Raw genomic sequence first — 23018 nt, 5'->3', positions numbered from 1 at the left:
GCGGGTATTTATGCGTTTTTGAAACACAGTCGCCAATGGCAAACAAATTCTAAGTACGTTAAAAATTTCTACTGTTGGCACCGCAACATTTTATTGCCACGTTTACACAATTGAATCGCTAATCCCCAGGGATCGCGCATCATCACCAAATGCGATCCATCTTTGATAATTACCTCTTCCGCAAAGCTCGCACCGACCGCTTCCAATTCTGCACGCTTTTCTATCGGGTTCTCACACACAAAGGCGAGATGCACCAACAGCGGATTCATATTGGCATAATCCGGTACTTGATCCGGCGGATTGTTGTAAATTTCCAACATCACATCACCACTTTCATCACCGAGGAAATGGGTATTGGCACCACCATCCTGCTTGCGCACAACAGTCAATCCCATATGAGCTACATACCATGTCGCCATAGCGACAGGATCTTGTACATTAAGTGCGAAATGTTCGATTTTCATAAATACATCGATTAACAACAATTTTTACTGAAAATAAAAGTTCGTTAAAAAAGGAGGGCCTGCTCTTAAAAAGAATAGGCACCCAGCAGTAGCTTCATACTTTTATTTGCCGCATCAGACAATATTTTTCACAATCGTTTCCACCATCTTCTTGGCATCGCCAAACAACATCATGGTGTTATCCCTGTGAAAAAGTTCGTTCTCCACACCTGAGTAACCGGAAGCCATTGAGCGCTTCACAAATAAAACCGTACGCGCTTTTTCCACTTCCAAAATTGGCATACCGAAAATCGGACTCTGCGGATTGGTTTTGGCGGCCGGGTTAGTTACATCGTTAGCGCCGATCACAAAAGCGACATCGGCAGTTTGGAATTCGTTGTTGATATCATCCAATTCAAATACTTCATCGTAAGGCACGTTGGCTTCGGCAAGCAGCACATTCATATGCCCCGGCATACGCCCGGCAACCGGATGGATTGCGTAGCTGATTTTCACACCGGCTTTTTTCAATTCCTCACACATTTCGCGCAATGCATGTTGCGCCTGCGCTACCGCCATGCCATAACCGGGAACAATAATCACCGAGCCGGCATTCTTCATAATAAATGCCGCGTCTTCTGCACTGCCGCGCTTTACCGGCCGCTCTTCTTCGTGTGTACCCGCCGCTGCCGCAGAGGTATCCGCACCAAAACCGCCGAGGATCACGTTAAAGAAAGAACGGTTCATGCCTTTGCACATGATATAGGAGAGAATGGCGCCAGAGGAACCGACTAGTGCACCAGTTACAATTAATGCATCGTTATGCAGAGTAAAACCGATACCGGCAGCTGCCCAACCTGAATACGAATTGAGCATTGACACTACCACCGGCATATCTGCGCCGCCGATAGGAATGATCAACAATACACCAATTACAAATGCCAAGGCCGTCATTCCCCAGAACACCCAGGGCGATTGATCAATACAAAAATAGCCAATCAAACCGAGAATCGCCGCACCGAGAAATGCATTAATAAAATGCTGACCGCCAAACACAATCGGTTTGCCTGACACTAAACCTTGCAGCTTGGTAAATGCAATTACTGATCCGGAAAAGGTGATCGCTCCAATGACAACACCCAAACCCATTTCAATTCGACTGGCGATATAAATATCGCCTGCTGAATTTAAAATTCCGAACGCTGCCGGATTACTAAACGCCGCGCCGGCGACCAATACTGCCGCCATACCGACTAAACTGTGGAATGCGGCAACTAATTGCGGCATGGCGGTCATTGCAATATTGCGAGCAATAAAAATACCAATCACTGCACCAATTGCCAACGCCGATAAAATCCAACCGTACGAGGTCACTGCTGGACTGAGCACGGTAGTGACCACCGCAATCAACATTCCCAACATGCCAAACAAATTACCTTTACGCGATGACTCGGGCGATGACAAACCGCGCAGCGCCATAATAAACAACACCGCCGCCACCAAATAAGCAAACGATGTTAAATTTTCATTAAGTGATGTCATGGTTATTTTTCCCCCACTTTATTTTTCTTTTTATACATCGCGAGCATGCGATGGGTGACAGTAAAGCCACCAAATATATTGATCGATGCCAACACCATGGCGCAGAAACCGAGCACTTTGGACAGGCTCATACCTTCAGGGCCGACGGCAATTAATGCACCAACAATAATCACGCTCGAAATAGCATTGGTTACCGCCATCAAGGGTGTATGCAATGCGGGGGTTACACTCCACACAACGTAGTAGCCAACAAAAATGGCTAATACAAAAATTGATAATTGCGAAACAAAATTGGCTTCCATGATGCACTCCCGATTAAGCGGCGCCGGCCGGTTTGAAGTTAGGATGAATAATGGCACCATCACGCGTGAGCAGTGTCGCGGCGATAATGTCATCCTGCCAATTCACATTGAATTGCTTATCGGCATTCATCATCGGGGTTAAGAAATTCAGCACATTTTTTGCGTAGAGCGCGCTGGCATCGGCAGACAAACGGCTTGGAATATTGAATAAGCCAATAATAGTTACACCGTTTACCTCAACCACTTCACCGGGTGTGGTGAGTGTGCAGTTGCCACCTTGCTCGGCCGCGAGATCGACAATGACCGATCCGGGGCGCATGCTGTACACCATCTCATCATTAATTAACGTCGGTGCTTTGCGACCGGGAATTAATGCAGTACAGATAGCGATATCTTGTTTCTTTATTGTTTCGGCAACCAATTCTGCCTGGCGACGCTTATAGTCATCGCTCATTTCTTTGGCGTAACCGCCGGCGGTTTCAGCGTTTTTTACTTCGTCACTTTCTACCATGACAAATTTTCCGCCGAGGCTTTCTACTTGTTCTTTCGACGCAGCACGCACATCAGTGGCAGATACAATTGCGCCCAAACGTTTGGCTGTTGCAATTGCTTGCAAACCGGCAACACCGGCGCCCAGCACCATTACTCGCGCGGGTGCGATAGTGCCCGCCGCGGTCATCATCATTGGCATAGCGCGGTCGTAAACATTTACTGCTTCTAACACGGCGCGATAACCAGCGAGGTTAGATTGCGAACTCAACACATCCATCGATTGCGCGCGCGTAATACGCGGCACAAATTCGAGTGTCATGGCAGTGATGCCAACATCGGCATATTGTTGAATTGCAGCAGGTTCTGCGTAGGGTGAGAGCATTGCAATTAACATTGCACCGCGTTTGATCAGTGCCAGTTCATTCAAGTCACCTTCACCGGTTAGCAATGGGCGCTGGACTTTTAATACGATATCCGCAGATCCCAATAACCCGGCGAGATCATCACTAATGCTTGCGCCTGCGTCCTGATAGGATTCGTTACTAATTCGGCTGGCAATACCCGCATCTTTTTCAATCGCCACATCAAAACCCAAGGCAATTAATTTTTTTACGGTATCCGGTGTCGCCGCTACACGGCGCTCATGCGCACGCCTTTCTTTTGGAATGACTATTTTCATTTTTTTATCGTCCTCTGTAATAGTGGCAAATTTTTGGCAATACAAAACCGCATCAATGTTTTCATCAATGTGAATGGAGCTGCCGTAATTTGCTTTCTAGTAAATTTCTTTTTATAGAGACCTGGTTCTCACCAGGTTTTTGGACGGACCAACTCTTTGATTGGCCTCGGATTACTTTTATATTCTTTGAATCAGTGTAGTTTATGGACTCCGTTATCTATTGTGCGGAGAGTTTTAATGTTAAACCACCGCACCAATTTTCCACGGGATAAATTCATTATCACCGTAACCCAGCAATTCGCTCTTTGTTGGCTTACCGGATGCAACAGCCAAAATTTCTTCAAAAATTTCTTGCCCGGATTCTTCCAGACTAATTTCACCATCGGACACACGACCACAGTTTAAATCCATATCCTCTTGCATATGGCTATAGATTTGACTGTTGGTCGCCAATTTAATACTCGGTGCCGGCTTGCAACCAAATGCAGAACCGCGGCCGGTGGTGAAACACAAAATTTGCGCGCCTGATGCAACCTGGCCAGTGGCAGAGACCGGGTCATAACCCGGACTATCCATAAACACAAAACCTTTGGTAGTGATGTCTTCACCATAGAGAAAAACATCGCGCAAATTAGTCGAGCCACTTTTGGCTTGCGCACCAAGGGATTTTTCAATAATCGTGGTAAGGCCACCGGCTTTGTTACCAGGCGATGGATTATTGTTTAATTCAAAATCATTGCGCGCGGTGTAATCTTCCCACCAGCTAATACGGTCCAATAATTTTTGTGCGATTTCCGGCGATTCAGCGCGGCGCGTTAATAAATGCTCGGCGCCAAAAATTTCCGGCGTCTCCGACAAAATAACCGTACCGCCGTGGCGCACAAGAATATCGCCCGCAATACCCAGCGCCGGGTTGGCAGTAATACCGGAGAGCGCATCGGAACCGCCGCATTGCAAACCGATAATCAATTCACTCGCCGAAACAGTTTCGCGCTCGCATTGATTCACCAGCGGCAGCATTGCGCGCAAGGTTTCGATGCCTTTTTCAATCGCAAGGCGAGTGCCGCCGACATCTTGAATTGTGTAAGCGGTAAAAGTGTTGGAATTAGCAAGGCCGCATTCTTCCATCACACGCTGGATTTGCATCGTCTCGCAACCAAGGCCCACCATCATCACACCGCCAAAATTCGGGTGACGTGCGTAGCCATTAAAGGTGCGTCGCAAAGTTTCGTAACCGTCACCGTCAGAGCGCATACCGCAGCCGCTGTCGTGAGTCATAGCGACAACACCATCTATATGTGGATATTTTTCCAGTTCACCGGAATAAGTGAAGTGTTGGGCAATCGCCTTGGCTACTGTCGCGGAGCAATTCACGGTAGTCAGAATGCCGACATAATTGCGCGTACCCACTTTGCCATTGATACGTTTGTAACCCTGGAAGGTTGCACGCTGTTCAGCAGGAAGAAATTCAGTCGGACGGGCCTCCTCACAGAAGCCGTAGTCTTTTTCAAGATCACCCATCACACAGTTATGGACATGGACATGGTCGCCAGCAGGAATATCCTGGCTGGCAAAACCAATTGTTTGACCGTATTTGAGGATGGCTTCACCTGTGGCGATATTGCGCACCGCCACTTTATGCATGGCGGGGATATCGCGCAGGAGGGTGACATCTTTTTCTGCAAACAAGACACCAGCGGGGAGTGACACCTTACAAATTCCAACGTTATCACTGTCATGCAAAACAATAATGCTGCTCACGCTGATCTCTCTCTTGATTCGTTAACCGATGAATAGGTTTTATGCCACTACGGCTACTTAATAGAGTGTAGTTCGCCACTGGAGTTCGTCGCTGCATTTGCATAGTAAAAGACGGCATTAGCAGGACGTTTTTTCTCGCCGTGAAAAAAAAGGCGCCTTGCGGCGCCTCAAAATCGGCAATGGTATTCGGTCAATACCGGGATCAAATCTACAGTCGATTTTTCACTCCGGCAATAGCACCAAAATCCACAAAACCACGAATGTAACCGATTTCAAAACCGTTTTAGGCTAATGTTAGCCTGTTACACAAACCGCAAACATCCTATAAATTAAAAATATCATTAAAAATGATATTTTTTAGGATAAAAATACTTTCTAAAAAATGAAAAATATTTTAAATAATTTTTATTGATCTAGATGTGTATACGTTTACATTTAAATGATTCAATAAATGAAAACGTATACATTGCATTTTTTACGTAAAAATCAGTAAAAAATGGCGTATAGATGAAAATTATTGGGTTACCAGCTTGCATTTATCCAACATGACATACAGAATGATTTTCACTCTATATGAGGATAAATATCTTTTTGAGGTGAACTGATTATCGCCACAAGAAACAAATACCCTTGAGTTACAAGCGCCCATACCCTGATAAATAAGGCGCGGACAAAAAAGTCCATAACTACTACAAAAGACATAACACGAGAGCTAACACCGGTGACAGATTTCCGCCTATTCCAAGCAGGCCGCCGCGCCTTTATTACCAATACCCTTGGCGGTGTTGCAGGTAGCTGTGCACTGGGCACATTAGCGGGTTGCAGCGCTCCGGCCAGCAGTCCAAAAATATCTGCAGCGACAACTGACGCCTGGTCTATGGCAGATCAAATTCGCCGGCACGTCAGCGCCCCGCAATTTCCAGACCGCACCTTTGATGTTCGCGACTTTGGAGCCAAAGCCGGCGGCCAACAAGACAACTCCACAGCATTTGCTGCCGCCATCGAAGCTTGTCATAAAGCCGGCGGTGGAAAAGTATTGGTTACGCAGGGCAGGTATCTTTGCGGTGCCATTCACTTGCGTTCCGACGTGAACCTGCACATTACTAAAGACGCAACCATCGCCTTTATCACTGATCCCAAAGCCTACCTACCAGCGGTATTTACTCGTTGGGAAGGCATGGAAATCATTGGATATTCGCCACTTATTTATGCCTACGGGCAAACCAATATCGCCGTGACCGGTGAAGGTACTGTGGATGGCCAAGCCAATCGCACCACCTGGTGGCCGTGGAAAGGCAGCAATTTTAGTAGTGTTGACTGGGGTGTCCCCGGTGTTCCAACCCAGGAAGCTGCACGCAACAAACTTATGCAGGACATGGAAAACAATGTGCCGGTTGCCCAGCGGATTTACGCTGAGGGCTCCTATTTGCGACCCGTGTTTGTACAACCTTATAAGTGCACCAATGTATTGATTGAAGGCATTACCATCACTAACGCGCCTTTCTGGTTGCTCAACCCGGTGCAGTGCGAAAATGTAACTATCGATACGGTAACTTTTGCCAGTATTGGTCCCAATTCTGATGGTTGCGATCCTGAATCATGCAAAAACGTGGTGATCAAAAATTGTTTTTTTGATACTGGCGATGATTGCATCGCGATTAAATCCGGCCGCAATGCCGATGGTCGCCGTCTGAATATCCCCTCCGAAAATATCCTTATCAGCAATTGCAAAATGCGCAACGGTCACGGCGGAGTCGTGATTGGCAGCGAAATTTCTGGCGGCGTGCGCAATGTATTTGTTGAGGACTGCGAAATGAGCAGTCCGGAACTGGAGCGCGGCATCCGCGTAAAAACCAATTCTGTGCGCGGCGGTTTGATTGAAAATTTATTTGTGCGCAATGTGGTTATCGGCGAAGTGCAAACTGCCATTGTGATCGATTTCGATTACGAAGAAGGTGATGCCGGAAAATTTACCCCGACAGTGCGCAACATCGACATTCGCAACCTTATCTGTAAAAAAGCCAATCATGTTTTCCAGGTGCGTGGTTACAAGCGTTCACCTATCCAAAACCTGCATTTGAATAATTGTCATTTTATCGACGTTGGCGACATTGGTGTGTTAGCGCAATTAGATAATTTTGCCGCCACTAATGTCACCATCAAAGGTGTTGAATTTAAAATTTAATGCATATCTCTTACATTAAAAGAGATTTAATATTTTTATTAATACAGCAATTTGAAATATAAAAATTTTAATGGTAGTTAACTCATTTAATCACGATGAAAACCACCATAAATCGACTAAGCTCAGGTTGGTCGGTTAAAAAGGTTACAAATTACAACGGATTTATCGCCACAGTTGCGCGAAAGAATCTGTGATGTTTGTGAAAACCATGCTCAACACTGCCTGAAACTTCAGTGAACAGCATCAGCTCTGCTAGCTCAATGTATTTAATCACAATAATGATGGGGAATAGCTATGAGAAGTTTTAAACTCAACCCGCTCGTGTTAGCCATGGCGGTCTGCGCACTGCCTATTGGTGTCCATGCACAAAACAGCACCGACGACACTATCGAAGAAGTTCTGGTAACCGGCAGCTTCCGCGATAGTTTGGCGAATGCCATTAATATCAAAAAAAATCAGAGTGGTTTTGTCGATGCAATCGTTGCATCTGATATTGCCGAATTTCCGGATAACAACCTTGCAGAATCGTTGCAGCGTATTCCCGGTGTTGCGATCCAACGCTCCGGCGGCGAAGGTCGCGGAATTACCGTCCGCGGTCTCGGCCCACAATTTACTACCGTACGCTTGAATGGCATGGAAACCATATCTACCACCGGTGGTACTGACTCAGGTACTGGCAACAATCGTGGTCGTGGTTTCGACTTTAATACATTCTCTTCTGATTTATTCAGCTCTTTGATTGTACACAAAACTAATTCAGCAGAAATTCAAGAAGGTTCATTGGGTGCTACCGTTGATTTAAAAGCAGCGCAACCTTTTGACTATGATGGTTTTGTGTTCACCGCATCAGGCCAAATGGGCTACAACGATCTCTCTGAAGAGAGTGATCCAAGTGCGGCATTTTTAGTAAGTAATATTTTTGCCGATGGAAAATTCGGTGCACTTTTATCGGTAGCAGTATCTGAGCGTTCAGTTAAAGACGAGGGTTATAGTACCGTACGCTGGAGCAATCAAGTGACCAATCGTTTTAGAACGGTAAAAGGTCAGACAGTTGGTTCCGGCGGAACTGCAGGCTATACAGCAGCGCCAGCAAATCCAAATGACTTTGATATGGTAAATGGTTGGTGTAAGGATGTTGATAACGATCCTGCAACTGCTTGCGTACTGCAAGATGTAAATCGTCCGTTTGCGCCACGTATCCCACGTTATGACTCTTATGAGCATACTATGGAACGCACTGGCGCCAGCTTGTCATTACAATTCAGGCCAACAGATTCTACCGAAATTAGCCTTGATGGATTATTTGCAAAATTTGACGCAACACGTAGAGAAGTTTTCATGCAAGGCTCTCTCAACCCTGGCACCAACCTTACTACAGGCAGTGTTTTGGATTATGTAATTGAAGACAACACCATGGCTTATGCAAGTTTGAGTGGTGTTCGTTTAATTTCAGAAAATCGCTACGATGAAATGAGTACTGATTTCTCCCAAGGCACCTTAAAACTCAAACAAGACATTACTGACTCCTTCCGCTTGAATGCGATGTACGGAAAAACCAAATCGGATTTTGATAACCCGATTCAAAATACATTAATGATGCAAGCCGAAAACCAATCTTTTACTTACGATTATCGTGATTACAGTAAACCTGTATTAACCTTCGGTGATGCTGCATATGATCCAGCATCATGGACCGCAGGTGCCGTACGTCAACGTCCACAAGCCACTATCAACGAAAGTGAGGCAATAAGTGTTGCGTTTGAATACGATCTTAACGATAACTTGAAACTAAAGTTTGGTGCTGACAACAAAGATTTTGATTTTGCGACCAATCAATTTGTGCTGGCTGCTGGCGAAGGTGTAAACGGTGTTGTACTTGCATCTAATCCTGATTTTATTCAGCAATATGATTCCGGGTTGGGCGAAGATCGCGCATGGTTAATTCCAAATCGTGGATTAATTATGAATGAGTACAATCTGTTCAGCGCAGCAATGTCGCCAAACTACGGTAGCACATTCGAAGTAGGTGAAAAAACAACTGGTGCCTACGTACAATTGGATTACAAGTTTGATATCGGCGCAATCCCGGTTCGCGGTAATATTGGTGTACGCAAATTTGAAACAGATCAAACAACAAGTGGTTGGCTCAATGGTAACTTACCATCGCGTGAATATCTCACTTATGAACATAGCTATTCCGACACATTACCATCGTTCAATTTAACTGTTGAGCCAATTAGTAATTTGTTCATTAAAGCTAGCTACTCTGAAGGTATTTCAAGAGCCGCCCCAAACCAAATCGTTCCAACCACCACTGTTGCCGCTACCGGTACCACCCGTACTATTACCACCGGTAGTCCTGAACTTGATCCTACCCACGCTAAAAGTTATGACCTGGGTGTAGAGTGGTATTTCAGCGAAGAAGGCTTGATTGGGATAACACTGTTCAAGAAGGAGATTGCAACATTTGTGCAAACCTCAAGAACCAGCACTATCTATACTGATACAGGACTACCAATTCAGGCCGCAATTAACGCATGTGCTGCTGCTGGACAGTCAACAACGACTTGTAACGAAAATGTTGACTGGGCTGTATCTGTACCAGCCAATAGCCCAGGCGGTGATTTGGATGGTTACGAGATTAGCTACCAACAACCGTTTACGTTCCTTCCAGGTGCACTTAGTAATTTTGGTGCAATTCTTTCCTACACCAGTGTTGAATCAGATATCGACTATTTGGATGTGAATGGTAATGTTGTAAAAACCAGACCACTAACCGGTCTTTCTGATGAAACATCAGCTGCCACCTTGTATTACGAAAATGACAAGTTCAGTGGTCGCGTTTCTGTAGTAGAACGGAGTGGTTATATCACTGCAGCCGTAGGTACAGAAGGCAGTAGCGAAAATGGAACCAATGGTACTGTTAACGTTGATGCGTCCTTCGGCTACAACTTTAATGACCACCTTAAATTCACTTTCGAAGCACTTAACTTAACTGATGAAGTAGATGACCAATGGGTTGGTTCTGAAAGCGAGCAACGTTTGTCTTACTACCACTCAACCGGTCGCCAATTCAACCTGGGTGTCCAGTATAAGTTCTGATAACCGATGTTGATGTAAAGTAAAAAATAGGGATGCCAGCAAACTGGTATCCCTATTTGATTATGTGGTGTGTGACTTTTTATTAAGCAACGAGAGGTGAGAAGCGTGAGCGTATTGATTGACGGTTTGATTGTCGGCTTGATTGATAGTACAGCGGCTCGTAGAATTATTTATGGTGGTATTTTTCTGGCAGTACTCGGCGGTTGCTCACCAGAAAAAACCGAAAAACAACAAGCTACTGCTACAACACCGGTTGCGCAATCCACTCTCACTGGTCACACATTGGCAGCAGCAGAAATTAGCAATGCCAATAATTTCGCGTTACAACAAGAAGCAGTTTATTTTCCATTTTACGATTTAGGTATTGATGCAGCTGGAGCCAAAAACCTTGCGGTATTGAATGGTGATCTAGTGTTACCTTCGCAAACTGTGGACTCCGATGGTGATGGTTCACTTGACGGTTTGTTATTGGTCAGTGATTTTGCCCCGGCCGAAATCAAATCTTTCATTATTTCCGATGATCCTGCAATTGCCAAACCGGCAGGAAAAAAATACACCCAAGCTGAAATTTCTATCAAAGAAGGCGGTGAATGGAAAGATAAGGAATATATCGGCGGTACATTTAAAAATGTAGACCGCGTTACTCCGCCACCACAATATACCGACCACTCCTACTGGATTCGCTACGAAGGTCCCGGCATTGAGTCCGATAAAGTTGCCTACCGTATCTATCTCGATTGGCGCAATGGTTTTGATATCTTCGGCAAAAAAACCAGCGATGTAATTCTGCAAAATATCGGGTTGGATGGCTACGATTCCTATCATGAAAATTCTGCTTGGGGCGTGGATGTTCTTAAAGTAGGCAAATCACTCGGCATGGGCGGTTTCGGTTTCTGGAATGGCAAAAGTGTCGATTTAGTTTCAACCGTGGAGACTCGCGATGCCATCATCACCAATAATGGCGACCTCTACTCCGGCTTTAAAATTAATTACAACGGCTGGCAGGTTGCCAACCAGAAAGTAGATCTTGCCGTACACTTTTCCATGCAGGCAGGCAGTCGTTTAGTGAATGTGAAGCTGGATTTAAGTAAACAGCTGCCCAACCTTGCTATAGGTTTGGTAAAGCACCCCGGCACGACTTTAATTGAAGGACCGCAAGAAATCAGTGGTTATGCATGGACTTATATTGCGAGCTGGGGCAAACAAAGCTTGAGCGGTGCGGATGATCATTTAGGTATGGCAGTTATTTTTCGTCGCGATGATCGCTCAGAACAGACACAAGATGAAAACTCTTATGTTTCCGTTATGAAGGATAAAGGCGGCGAACTGGAATATTATTTCCTCGCGGCGTGGGAACATGAATTGGATGGCATTAAAACGGAAGCGGATTTTAAAGCTTATCTAGATCGTGAAGTTGTACGTTTGACTAAAACACCGCGGGTACGTTTTGAATCGGCATTAAGTGCAGATGCGAAAAAAAAACCGCTGGATGCGGATACTGCACTTAACTGGGGGAAAAAATTAGCGGACTCTGAATTGGAGCGAAAAACACTTAACTATCACTACAAAGGTTGGGATGAATATCGCAAGCGCCCAGGCAAATTTGAATACGATGTTGTGGGTATGCAAATCGCTGTGCTGCAGGATTTAAATGCAATAAGCCCTAATCCGGCTTACACCAATGCATTGGAGTCAGTAACCGGCAGTTATATTCGCGATGATGGACACATTGAAACTTTTGAACCGGATCTGTTCAGTATCGATTTAACCAAGCCGGGTGAAATGGTTATTTTGCTGGAACAAAAAACCAAAGCGGAGAAATATCGTAAAGCAGCAGATTTTTTGCGTGAAAATTTAAAGCGCCATCCACGCACCAGCCAAGGCGCGTTCTGGCATCGCGCTACTTATCCAAATCAACTGTGGTTGGATGGTGTATACATGGGTATGCCATTCCTCGCACGCTATGCCTCAATTTACGAGACCGGTGCGCAGCAACATGAAAGCTTTAAAGAGACAGTGCATGAATTTGTTATTGCGCGTGAACATCTGCGCGATCCAAAAACCGGTTTATATTACCACGCGTGGGATGAATCCAAAAAAGCAGATTGGGCCGACAAAGAAACCGGTCGCGCACCGCAATTCTGGTCGCGCGGTATGGGCTGGTATGCAATGGCGCTGGTCGATGTGCTGGATTTTATTCCTCAATCAGAAACTGAATTACGCAAAACATTGACCGATATTATCGCAGAACTGGCGCCGGACATTTTGCGCTATCAGGATCAAGCAACCGGCACCTGGTGGCAAATAACGGATAAACCGGGTGAGATCGCTAACTATCGCGAATCATCTGCCAGCGCTATGTTCACTTACTTCCTGGCGAAATCCATTAATAAAGGTTACTTGCCGGAATCTTATCGCGATGCAGCGATCAAAAGTTATCAAGGTCTTGTTAATGAATTTATAACCCTGCACAAAGATGGCAAAGTCAGTATGAATAACCAATGCCTGGTTGCAGGTTTGGGATTCGGTCGCGACGGCACTTATGATTACTACATGACCGAGCGCATTTTCTCCAATGACCCTAAAGGCAACAGCCCATTTATTGGGGCAAGCCTGGAAATATATAAATTACTCAAACAATAATAATTCACCACACAGCCAGGTTAATTTTTGCCTGGCGATGAATGTCGTTACGCTGTAATCAGCAACCAGAATTATGCCTGCGCGTTAGTAAGTGCAGGCAGTAACCAGCCGAATATTGAGAAGGTTTTATTATGAAAGTCTTGGAAGAACGTTTTGCAGTCCACCTCGACGACTACAAATATTACGACACGCAAAAATTGCGCAAGCACTTTTTAGTGGAAAATATTTTCGCTGCTGACGAAGTACTCTTCACTTATACCCACTATGAACGCTTGATGGTAGGCGGTGCATTTCCGGTGAGTAAACCTGTGCCGCTGGAAACCTTTGATCAATTGAAATCGGATTTTTTTCTTCAGCGTCGCGAGCTGGGTGCTATCAATATTGGCGGCTCGGGAACAGTGTCCGTTGATGGCGAAGTGTTTTCTATCGGAACTAAAGAAGCACTCTATATTGGCCGCGGAGCCAAAGAAGTTATTTTTAGTAGTGATGATGCCAATAATCCGGCGAAATATTATTTGAACTCTACACCTGCACACCAAAGTTATCCCACCAAAAAACTGAACAAGGAAAACAGCAAAGTATTACAAGTGGGTGCAGGTGATACGTGTAATGAGCGCGAAATTTATCAGCTGATGATCAGTACTGTGCTGGATACTTGCCAATTGCAAATGGGGATGACTGAATTAAAACCCGGCAGCATTTGGAACACCATGCCAATGCACACCCATAGCCGTCGAATGGAAGCCTATTTTTATTTTAATATTCCGGACACCCATGCCGTTTGCCATTTTATGGGACCGGCAGAAGAAACTCGCCACATTTGGGTGGGCAATGAACAAGCGGTAGTGTCACCGCCCTGGTCAATGCACTCAGGTGTAGGCACTGCTAACTACACATTTATTTGGGGCATGGCCGGCGAGAACCATGATTACACCGATATGGATTTCCATAACCCCAGCGACCTGAAATAAATCATCAATATTATATGTATGTCATAACCGTAGGGGCGCTGCTTGCTGCGTCCAATGTTTGTCACTCCCAATAGCCGAACAGGGCACGGCAAACAGCGCCCCAACAAGTATTCGGGTATGACGTTGTGAAGGAAAAAAAATATGAATCACCCACTATTTGATTTAACCGGAAAAGTTGCACTGGTCACCGGTGCAACCCACGGTTTGGGCATGGCGATGGCTAGCGGCCTCGCCAGTGCCGGTGCAACATTAATTATCAACGGCAATTCCTCCCAGGAAAAAATTGATAATGCAGTGAATGAATATCGCGTAAAAGGTTTTCAGGCATTTGGTTACAGATTTAATGTGACCGATGAAGACCAAGTAGCGGCGGCGGTAGAACAAATCGAAAATGACCACGGCCCAATAGATATCCTTGTTAATAACGCAGGCATTATTAAACGCGTGCCACTCTTGGAAATGTCATTGGAAGATTTTGAAGAAGTGATCAAAATTGATTTGACCGGTGTATTCACTATGACACGTCCGGTCGCACGCAAAATGGTTGAGCGTCGCCAAGGGAAAATTATTAATATCTGTTCGATGATGAGTGAGCTTGGCCGCAATTCTGTCGGCGCTTATGCGGCAGCAAAAGGCGGATTGAAAATGCTCACCAAAAATATGGCTACCGAATGGGCAAAATACAATGTGCAAGTCAACGGCATCGGCCCCGGTTATTTTGCAACTGCCCAAACTGAACCTATTCGTATTGATGGACATCCATTCAATGATTTTATTATCAACCGCACCCCCGCAGGCAAATGGGGCGACCCGGATGACTTACAAGGCGCAACAATTTTCCTTGCATCAAAAGCAAGCGATTTTGTAACTGGCCAGATTGTGTATGTTGATGGTGGAATTTTGGCGACGATTGGCAAGCCCACTAACGAAAGTTGATGAATGCTTGCTCCCACCGTAATGTTAATTTACGGTGGGATTGATTTGTTTGGCAATTGACACCTAAATTGCATACTGAGATATTAGCCCTCGGAAATTTAATAATTATTCGGGGCATGTATGCAGCGTTTTATGGGATTGCTGTTTTGGGCGTTATCTGGAGTATCATCTACGTGAGCTGTTACTGTTGATACTAATCTTAATAAATATCAAGTGTATCAAGCAGATTTAAATGGCGATAACAAGCTTGACTACTATTTTCATGGCGTTCCTCAATTTATTCTGCTTCATGGCGATATTGTTACTCCAATAGTATTGCCTGCTCCTGCCAGTTTTGTTACGCATAGCCATGGTGTTGGTTATTTGTTGCCAATGGAAGAAAGCTATACCGAATCACAACGTACAACAAAAAACCTAATTCTCTCTTCTGCAAATCAAAATGCACTACAAGCAATTATTGCTAGCGCGATAGTAGATCCTAATGATCCCGATAACCAAGGTAGCGTTACAACACCGATAGCCCCACAAATGGCAACCATACCAACGGCTGCATCTACTATTGATACCACTCGTGCACTACCTGCCGAATTCGATGTAACCAGCAGTGGCCAAGCTACTTACAAAATCCCTGTGATCACTGCTCCTGGCTCTGCTGGCATGGTTCCGAACGTAAGCCTTAGTTATTCCAGTGGAGGCGGCAACGGAATTGCGGGATTGGGTTGGTCACTCAGCGCATATGGTGCGATCAGTCGCTGCCGCCAAACAGAAGGTGTAGATGGTGTTGCTAAACCCATTACATGGACGTACGGGGTAATTCAGTGCAATTGGAGGGGCATCAAGAAACACCTACCTTTTCTACGAACACAAACAAAAGTGACTTTAATCAAGAAATGTATTTTAAAACACATAATTTCACGTGAAGATCACTTGGCTGCAAAACGGGATAGATCAATAAAATTTGATCGATACAATTCATTCACGGATTATTAAAATTAGATGGAGCCCAATGAACAAAAAAACTAAAACAAATCAATCTTAAAAAGAAAATCCCTTTCCCATAAAACGCGAATAATACCTAGAGGAATCTACGTATAAACGCATTGATTTTCGAAAAATTAACCGAAAATAGCATACCCAACTGAAAAAGGATTCTTAATATGCCGTTATTAACCTCATATAAAAAATATTTTCCCACCTATTCAGAAGCAGGTTTTTTTCATCACAAAATAATTGCTTCCTCAAAAAGCCACGCCCCCATTTCGCTGCACGACAAAAGTGAATGTGTAAAGGTCTCGCAAAAAACAGACATACATATTATTTTAAAATTAATTTTTGTATTGGCTTTACTCGCCATTGCTGAACGCCCAATGGCAGCTGTAGGTGAACCTTTAACAAATTTCATTTGGTTCGTTGACACAGATCTTGGAGTAGTCCCTGGCGATACAGTATATTTTGAGAACTATGAAAATGCCTGTTCGTGGGCAGCCGAAAATTATTGTAGCTTCCCTCGGGTGTCATCCGGTACTACCGACAAGTGTGTATCGTTTTCAGCAAGTTCCTGCTCAGCCAGTGCTCAATTTGCCAGTGGCTTGGTTCACGGGACAATGCAATACTACGCCGAGAATTCCAATGTGCTGCAAGAGAGGTACAATAATTATCCAATTCAGGGAGTAAAAAAACAGTACTCATTGACTGATGTTGTTGACAATCCACCTCCTGAGGTCTGCGTCGGCGACCCAATTGAAGTCAGCACAGGCAGACTGTATGAGAAAGAAGTAGATATTCCTGCTGCTGGAGAAGGGCAAGTGGAGTTCACTCGAACTTATGACAGCATGAATCCGAAAAACGTTTGGAGTGATACTTACACTACTGCAACTACAGCGATCCGAGCTATAGGTATTTCTCAAACAGAAAAAATCCGATTTACAACCGGCCCAAGTGAGGCAACGCCAACCCAATTGTGCGACCCTTGGTTATCTGGATTACGACAGATTCCGGGTGCCCCTTGGGGTGCATGGTTACCACTGAATATAAAAATTAATGGGCTTTTTTGCCAAGTTACAAATGGCAATTCAGTAAAGCGGAATCTTATTATTATGCGAGTTAATCCACACCAGTTGATGGATGCTCCGGATTTACGAGATACGATCCAAATTTCCAGACCTAACGGGAGCGTTCTTACTTTTCAAAAGAACGGTAGTACATGGATTTCAAACACCAGCAGTACCGCAACTTTAAAGCTAAATCAAAACAAAAACTGGTTATACATGGATAAAGGTGTAATTGAAGAGTATTCGCCGGCTGGTAGTTTACTCTCAAAAACATATGGAAACGGAGTTAAGCAAACATTAGTTTATGATGCATCTGGACAGTTGTCGCTTGTTTCCGACTCGACCGGTAAACAACTAACTTTTAGCTATCTAAATGGCAGGTTACGAAGCATTGAAACAGTCGATAACAAAGTGACTACCTACGAATACAATTCACTGGGACTAATTGCTGATGTCACGCGTCCCGATAACACGCACAGACTATATCTTTATGAAGATACTCGCCATCCGAAGGCCCTCACTGCAATTATAGACGAGCGAGGAAAACGCTATGCCACTTGGACCTACGATGCTCAAGGCCGTGCAATTTCCAGCGAGAATGCAGGTGGGGTGGGAAAAACATTACTTACATTTAATTCTGATGGTAGCACCACAGTAACCAATGCATTAAATAAAAAAGCCATTTATCGTTTTGATGAAATCGCAGGATCTCGCCGCGTAACAAAAGTGGAAGGACAGCCATCAGCGAATTGTGTTGGAGCAAATCAAAACTATACCTACACCAATGAGGGGTGGATCGAGAGCAAAACCGATTGGAAAGGTGTGAAGACTACTTACACCTATAATGCATTGGGTCAGGAAACCTCCCGTACCGAAGCCTTCGCCACACCAGAAGCCCGCACCATTACTACCCAATGGCATCCCACACTTTTTGTGAAAACCAAAGTGACGGAACCGGAAAAAGAAACAATTTATAACTACGACGCTAATGGGCGTTTGTTAAACCAATCAATTCAATCTATTACAGTCCAGTAATAAGGGAACTATTACGATGAAATTATCCGCTTCTTTTTCTATTGTTGCCTTTGCATGCTTGATGAGTGTTCCTGTAACAGCGAACCAAAGATTACTTATACCTATAACGAAGCAGGTCAGGTTCTTACAGAAGATGGCCCACGGACTGATGTTAATGACATCACGACCAATACCTATAATGCTCAAGGATTGATCGCGACGACGACCAATGCGCTCGGGCATGTAACGACGTATAACAGTTATGATGCCAGCGGTAATTTGCTGTCTGTTACTGATCCTAACGATATCATTACTGAGTTTACTTACCATGAACGCGGTTGGTTGTTGACCTCATTGTTAAAGCATCCAACGGATGTAACGCAGAATGCACTAACTACTTATACATACGATGCCGTCGGCCAATTAACCAGTACAACGCTACCTAATGGCAGTACGCTTACGTATGAATACGATGATGCACGTCGTTTGGTGGCCATTCAAAACTCACTGAATGAACGTATTGAATACACCCTGGATGCAGCGGGTAATCGCACTCAGCAAGTTATCAAAAATTCCAGCGGCGCGATCAAATACTCAGTGACCAGTTTGTATGATGAGCTCAATCGTGTAATGGAAGTGTCCGGGAATAACGCGCAACTGGATCGACATCAGTATGATGTTAACAATAACCGTACCGCTACTATTGATGGTCGTACCAATACCACCCAGCAAACCTACGATGCACTGAACCGCATTAAAAAAATCATCGATCCAAATTTAGGTGAAACACAATTTACCTACAACTCACAGGATCAAATAAAAACAGTTACGGATGCGCGCGGTAATACTACAACCTATAACTACGACGGATTGGGCAACCTGCTTTCACAAACGAGTCCTGATACCGGAACTACTACATATCTGTACGACGCAGCGGGAAATAGAACAAGGAGTACGGATGCCCGAGGTGTTGTCACAAACTACACCTATGACGCACTCAATCGCCTCAAGACGATAAGTTATCCGGCAGCACCAGCAGAGAATGTCACGCTTACCTATGACAATTTCTCTGCCACTAATAAAGGCATTGGTCGGTTGGGCACTATTAATAAATCCGGTGTGGGTACTACTTACGCGTATAACTTCCAGGGATTGGTTAGCCAAAAAAATACCAGCCCGGAAGGTGTCATTAAAGCGAACGTATATACCTATGATAAAAGCGGAAACTTGACGCGCATTGTTTATCCTTCCGGACGCAGCGTGTTTTACACCTATGACAATCTTGGTCGTCTTGGCACCATCACTACCAAAATAGGTACCGGTGCAACGCAGACGCTTATCAGCAATACTGCGTATTTGCCCTTCGGTCCGGCCACTACTTATAAATACGGTAACAACCTGACGCATAGCAATCAGTATGACCAGGATTATCGCCTGACGAATATTGAAGTGGGTGGCTTGCTTAGCCGTGCTTATGGTTACGACCCGGTCGATAACATCACCAGCATTGTGAACAGCCTTAATAGCTCCAAGAGCCAAAGCTTTAGTTACGATGCATTGAATCGCTTGATCACTGCAAGTGGCGGCTATGGTAGCTTGGCTTACACCTACGACAGCGTAGGCAACCGGCTGAGTGAAATCCGCAATAGCAACAGCGATACCTATCAATACGAAATCAACAGCAACCGCCTCACTGGTATTACACGTGCCAGCGGTAACCGCAATTTCACTTATGATGCAGCGGGTAATCCTATCCAGCGGACAGCAGACGATAACAGCACACAAGGCTTCAGTTTTAATAAGGCCAATCGTTTAAGCAGTGTCAGTGTCAACGGTGTGCAGTCAGCAACCTATACTTACAATCCGTTGGGGCAGCGCGTATCCAAAACATTGCCGAATGGATCAAAGGAGCTTTATTACTATGATGAATCCGGTCAGTTGATCGCGGTACTTAACGGCACGGGTGTTACGCTGCGTGAATATATTTATTGGGGCAATCAACAAATTGCGTTGGTAAATGGCACTACAATTTATTACATCCACAACGATCATTTAAATACACCGCAAGTCATTACCAACCAAAGCCAGCAGGTAGTCTGGATGGGTGATTACGAGCCCTTTGGTAAAGTCGCTGCGAATGCGAGTAATAGTATTGAAGTGTTTAGTCGTTTTCCGGGACAGTACTTTGATGCAGAGACTGGCAACTACTACAACTACTTTCGGGATTATGACCCGAGTATTGGGAGATATATTGAATCTGATCCGATTGGGTTAGGGGGTGGGATTAATACGTATGGATATGCCTATCAAAATCCAATAACGCATTACGATCCAGATGGTCGATTGGTTTTTCTCATTGCAATACCTGCATTCGGTGGTGGGGTATCCGGTGGTACACTTGCAAGTGGTGGATTGGCTCTTGGATTTGCCGCTTGGGCTTCTACTTGGGATAAACCAAATCGAAATGAACAAGCAAAAGAGCGTGAAGAATATAAACGGATTTGTACACAACAAATTCCTTCTTCTGGGAATAGCTGCGATGATGCAAAAGCTAATTTGAATAGATTAAAAATGTGTTTATCTTTGCGTCAGCGCTATAGTCAGAAATGGTTCAATGATCAAGATGCAGGGCATGTGACCGAAATTAAAAATACGGAGCGTGCTGTTGAGAAGTTAGAAAATTGGATTAGTGAGAACTGTAAAGATGACTGCAAATAGTATTTCATTAGACAGCCTCCTGAGGGAATATTCACTCCTTCCTGAATATTCAGAGATGCAAAATATTGGTGTTTTTACCCAGAGTTTATTTGGTGAATTCCCGATAAATATTGCAGCAACCCGTGGAATATTGGCTGAAGTTAAATTGCTTTTATTAGCGGGTGCAGATATCAATTCATCGGGTGAGGATGGATATACCCCTCTTCATAATGCAACCGAACAAGGTTATGTGGACGTTGTCAATTACCTACTGAAACAAGGTGCAGACTATTTAAGGAAGAATGACAATGGAGAAACACCTGTTGATTTAGCTAATGTTCTTGAGAAAGAATTGTTGATTAATTTTTATAAGAACTACTTCAAAGATTCATAAGAGGTTAATCGCTCCAACATTTATCTAAGCCCAGCAATAAATCGCCGGGCTTTTTTCTAGGCGAAAATCTGCATTTGGAGCGATGTACAGAAGGTGAAGAATGCTAGGTTCTAACTAGCCAGGAGCTTTACATGAACTATTCTGATGGACGAATAATCAATGTTGGGGATCGTGTTGAGCTGTGGTCTGAAAAATATGGAATCGTTGTTTGGTAAGCGCTTAACCAACTGCACCCTTTACATTCCACGGCAACAACGCCTCAATCTGTTCAAGATTTGTTGCATTGGGTAGCTCAGTGAAAATTATTTTTAAATATGCATAAGGCTCCAGCCCATTCGCTTTGGCAGTTTCAATAAGGCTGTATAAATTCGCACTCGCTGTGGCACCTTTTGGGCTGGCGGAGAAGAGCCAATTTTTTCGCCCAATCACAAACGGGCGAATTGCATTCTCCGCTGCATTATTATCAATCGGGTAATCTCCCGATTCCACATAACGAATCAATTTTGGCCATTGCTCATGCAGATAATACAACGCTTTGCCAATCAACGATTGCGGTGGCGCATGTGATACACTTTTATCCAGCCAGGCTTTTATTTTTTGTAACACCGGCAGCGATTGTGTTTGCCTCAGTTGATATTTTTCTTCCGGCGTTTTGTCTTTCATCGCTTTTTCAATTCCGTAAAGCTGCTGGATGAACGCAATCGCCTGATCCGCTTTGCCGGTTTTTCCTTTCATCTGGATTTTTTGTGCATCGATAAATTTCCGCCGTGCATGTGCCCAGCAGGCCAGATGGGTAATTCCATTTTTTTCGCAAGGCGCATTGTAGCCCGCATATCCATCAGTCATGAGGGCGCCATCAAAATCATGCAATAAGTCAGTAATCACTTTACCACTACGTGTGGGCTCGTAGTGATAGAGCACCGCTGCACAGGTTGGTTGTGTGCTGCGCAATACCCACATAAAACTTTGTGTTTCGGCAGCTCGACCAGCCTCATTCAATACTTGCACGCACGTTTCATCTGCATGAAGAATGGTTTGCTCCAACATTCTTTCATGTATCAGATTAATCAATGGTGTACTACTGCACCGCAGCGAACCATCCAGTTGGCGAGTGTGGTGCGGTCCATTTCGATGCCAATACGTTTGAAGATCTCCGTCTGGCGATAAAGGGGTAAGGCATCCACATATTTTTGCGTGGCGATATGAGCCAACAGGCCGGGTGAAGCAATGCTTTTTTCAATCGGTTGTGCGGGTTTCCTGGCGGTGACAAGATAGTGTTCGCAACACGGGCAGGCGTATTTCAAACGCTTGTGATGTAACACCCGAACACTGGCGGGAATAATGTCGAGCTGCTCATGGGATTCAAAACCAATCGCTTTTAATTCAGTACCATCGTGTGGGCAACACTTTTGATCATCTGACAGGTCATGGATAATCTCGATACGAGGCAGTTCTTTGGGAATGGATACACGTTTCTTCTTGCGTTTATGCGCTGCCACTACAATCGTTTCATCGGCAAATGCATCTACTTGCTCCGGGGCTTCGGCTTCCGCCGTATCTTCCGTTTCAGTAAAGACCAGCTCGTTTTGCATCACTTCCTGTTTTTCACTGGAGCTGCCGAATTGTTTTTGCTGGAGGGAAAGGATGTATTCTTCCAGGATTCGAATACGCTTTTCTTTGCTGTGAAGGGACTTTTCCTGTTCTGAAATAATATCATCTTTATCGGCAACCATTTTTTGCAGATCGATATTTTCTTGTAGAAGATCAGGGGTATTTTTCATGCGCGTATTTTATTCAATAGGCCCT

Annotated in this window: 14 protein-coding genes and 1 pseudogene; 9 read left to right on the top strand and 6 right to left on the bottom strand. The window is 44.6% G+C overall.

The annotated features are described in order from the left end of the window. Nucleotides 1–68: 68 nt before the first annotated feature. The 5 genes from AC1RJL_RS11360 to AC1RJL_RS11340 all read right to left on the bottom strand — a co-directional run bounded on the left by AC1RJL_RS11360 (nt 69) and on the right by AC1RJL_RS11340 (nt 5219). On the bottom strand, nt 69–464 hold the full coding sequence (locus AC1RJL_RS11360) for a VOC family protein (RefSeq protein ID WP_492914016.1): 396 nt from the start codon (nt 462–464) through the stop codon (nt 69–71). Between the two features lie 114 nt (nt 465–578). After that, on the bottom strand, nt 579–1985 hold the full coding sequence (locus AC1RJL_RS11355) for an NAD(P)(+) transhydrogenase (Re/Si-specific) subunit beta (protein ID WP_492914014.1): 1407 nt from the start codon (nt 1983–1985) through the stop codon (nt 579–581). A gap of 2 nt (nt 1986–1987) precedes the next feature. Next, nucleotides 1988–2287, bottom strand: coding sequence for a proton-translocating transhydrogenase family protein (locus AC1RJL_RS11350; protein WP_449522301.1), 300 nt, complete (start codon nt 2285–2287; stop codon nt 1988–1990). A gap of 13 nt (nt 2288–2300) precedes the next feature. Next, on the bottom strand, nt 2301–3458 hold the full coding sequence (locus AC1RJL_RS11345) for a Re/Si-specific NAD(P)(+) transhydrogenase subunit alpha (RefSeq protein WP_492914011.1): 1158 nt from the start codon (nt 3456–3458) through the stop codon (nt 2301–2303). Between the two features lie 240 nt (nt 3459–3698). Continuing rightward, entirely contained in the window at nt 3699–5219 is a 1521-nt protein-coding gene (locus AC1RJL_RS11340) for a UxaA family hydrolase (RefSeq protein ID WP_492914009.1), read from the bottom strand. A 721-nt stretch (nt 5220–5940) separates the two neighbouring features. Here AC1RJL_RS11340 and AC1RJL_RS11335 point away from each other — a divergent pair. From AC1RJL_RS11335 to AC1RJL_RS11295, 9 genes are all read left to right on the top strand, one after another. After that, on the top strand, nt 5941–7404 hold the full coding sequence (locus AC1RJL_RS11335; protein WP_492914007.1) for a glycoside hydrolase family 28 protein: 1464 nt from the start codon (nt 5941–5943) through the stop codon (nt 7402–7404). A gap of 294 nt (nt 7405–7698) precedes the next feature. Then, on the top strand, nt 7699–10506 hold the full coding sequence (locus tag AC1RJL_RS11330; protein ID WP_492914005.1) for a TonB-dependent receptor: 2808 nt from the start codon (nt 7699–7701) through the stop codon (nt 10504–10506). Between the two features lie 105 nt (nt 10507–10611). Next, on the top strand, nt 10612–13149 hold the full coding sequence (locus tag AC1RJL_RS11325; protein ID WP_492914003.1) for a DUF4861 family protein: 2538 nt from the start codon (nt 10612–10614) through the stop codon (nt 13147–13149). 131 nt (nt 13150–13280) lie between these two features. After that, complete coding sequence (kduI, locus tag AC1RJL_RS11320; protein ID WP_492914001.1) at nt 13281–14120, top strand: 5-dehydro-4-deoxy-D-glucuronate isomerase; 840 nt, start codon at nt 13281–13283, stop codon at nt 14118–14120. 141 nt (nt 14121–14261) lie between these two features. Continuing rightward, nucleotides 14262–15056 (top strand): gluconate 5-dehydrogenase, encoded by a 795-nt coding sequence (locus tag AC1RJL_RS11315; RefSeq protein WP_492913999.1) that lies wholly within the window; start codon nt 14262–14264, stop codon nt 15054–15056. A gap of 213 nt (nt 15057–15269) precedes the next feature. Next, entirely contained in the window at nt 15270–16046 is a 777-nt protein-coding gene (locus tag AC1RJL_RS11310; RefSeq protein ID WP_492913997.1) for a SpvB/TcaC N-terminal domain-containing protein, read from the top strand. A 167-nt stretch (nt 16047–16213) separates the two neighbouring features. Next, nucleotides 16214–18142, top strand: a complete 1929-nt coding sequence (locus AC1RJL_RS11305) for a DUF6531 domain-containing protein (protein ID WP_492913995.1) — start codon at nt 16214–16216, stop codon at nt 18140–18142. Nucleotides 18143–18196: 54 nt separating this feature from the next. Beyond that, complete coding sequence (locus tag AC1RJL_RS11300; protein ID WP_492913993.1) at nt 18197–20839, top strand: RHS repeat-associated core domain-containing protein; 2643 nt, start codon at nt 18197–18199, stop codon at nt 20837–20839. Continuing rightward, nucleotides 20826–21212, top strand: coding sequence for an ankyrin repeat domain-containing protein (locus AC1RJL_RS11295; RefSeq protein ID WP_492913991.1), 387 nt, complete (start codon nt 20826–20828; stop codon nt 21210–21212). The genes AC1RJL_RS11300 and AC1RJL_RS11295 overlap by 14 nt, the downstream gene beginning before the upstream one ends. Nucleotides 21213–21431: 219 nt before the next feature. On the opposite strand, the pseudogene tnpC reads toward AC1RJL_RS11295, so the two are convergent. Next, nucleotides 21432–22993, bottom strand: a pseudogene (gene tnpC / locus AC1RJL_RS11290) (IS66 family transposase). Nucleotides 22994–23018: the final 25 nt, after the last annotated feature.

Source organism: Cellvibrio sp. GW822-FHT04B05, assembly GCF_058800985.1.
This window is presented reverse-complemented; position numbering and strand designations above follow the sequence as displayed.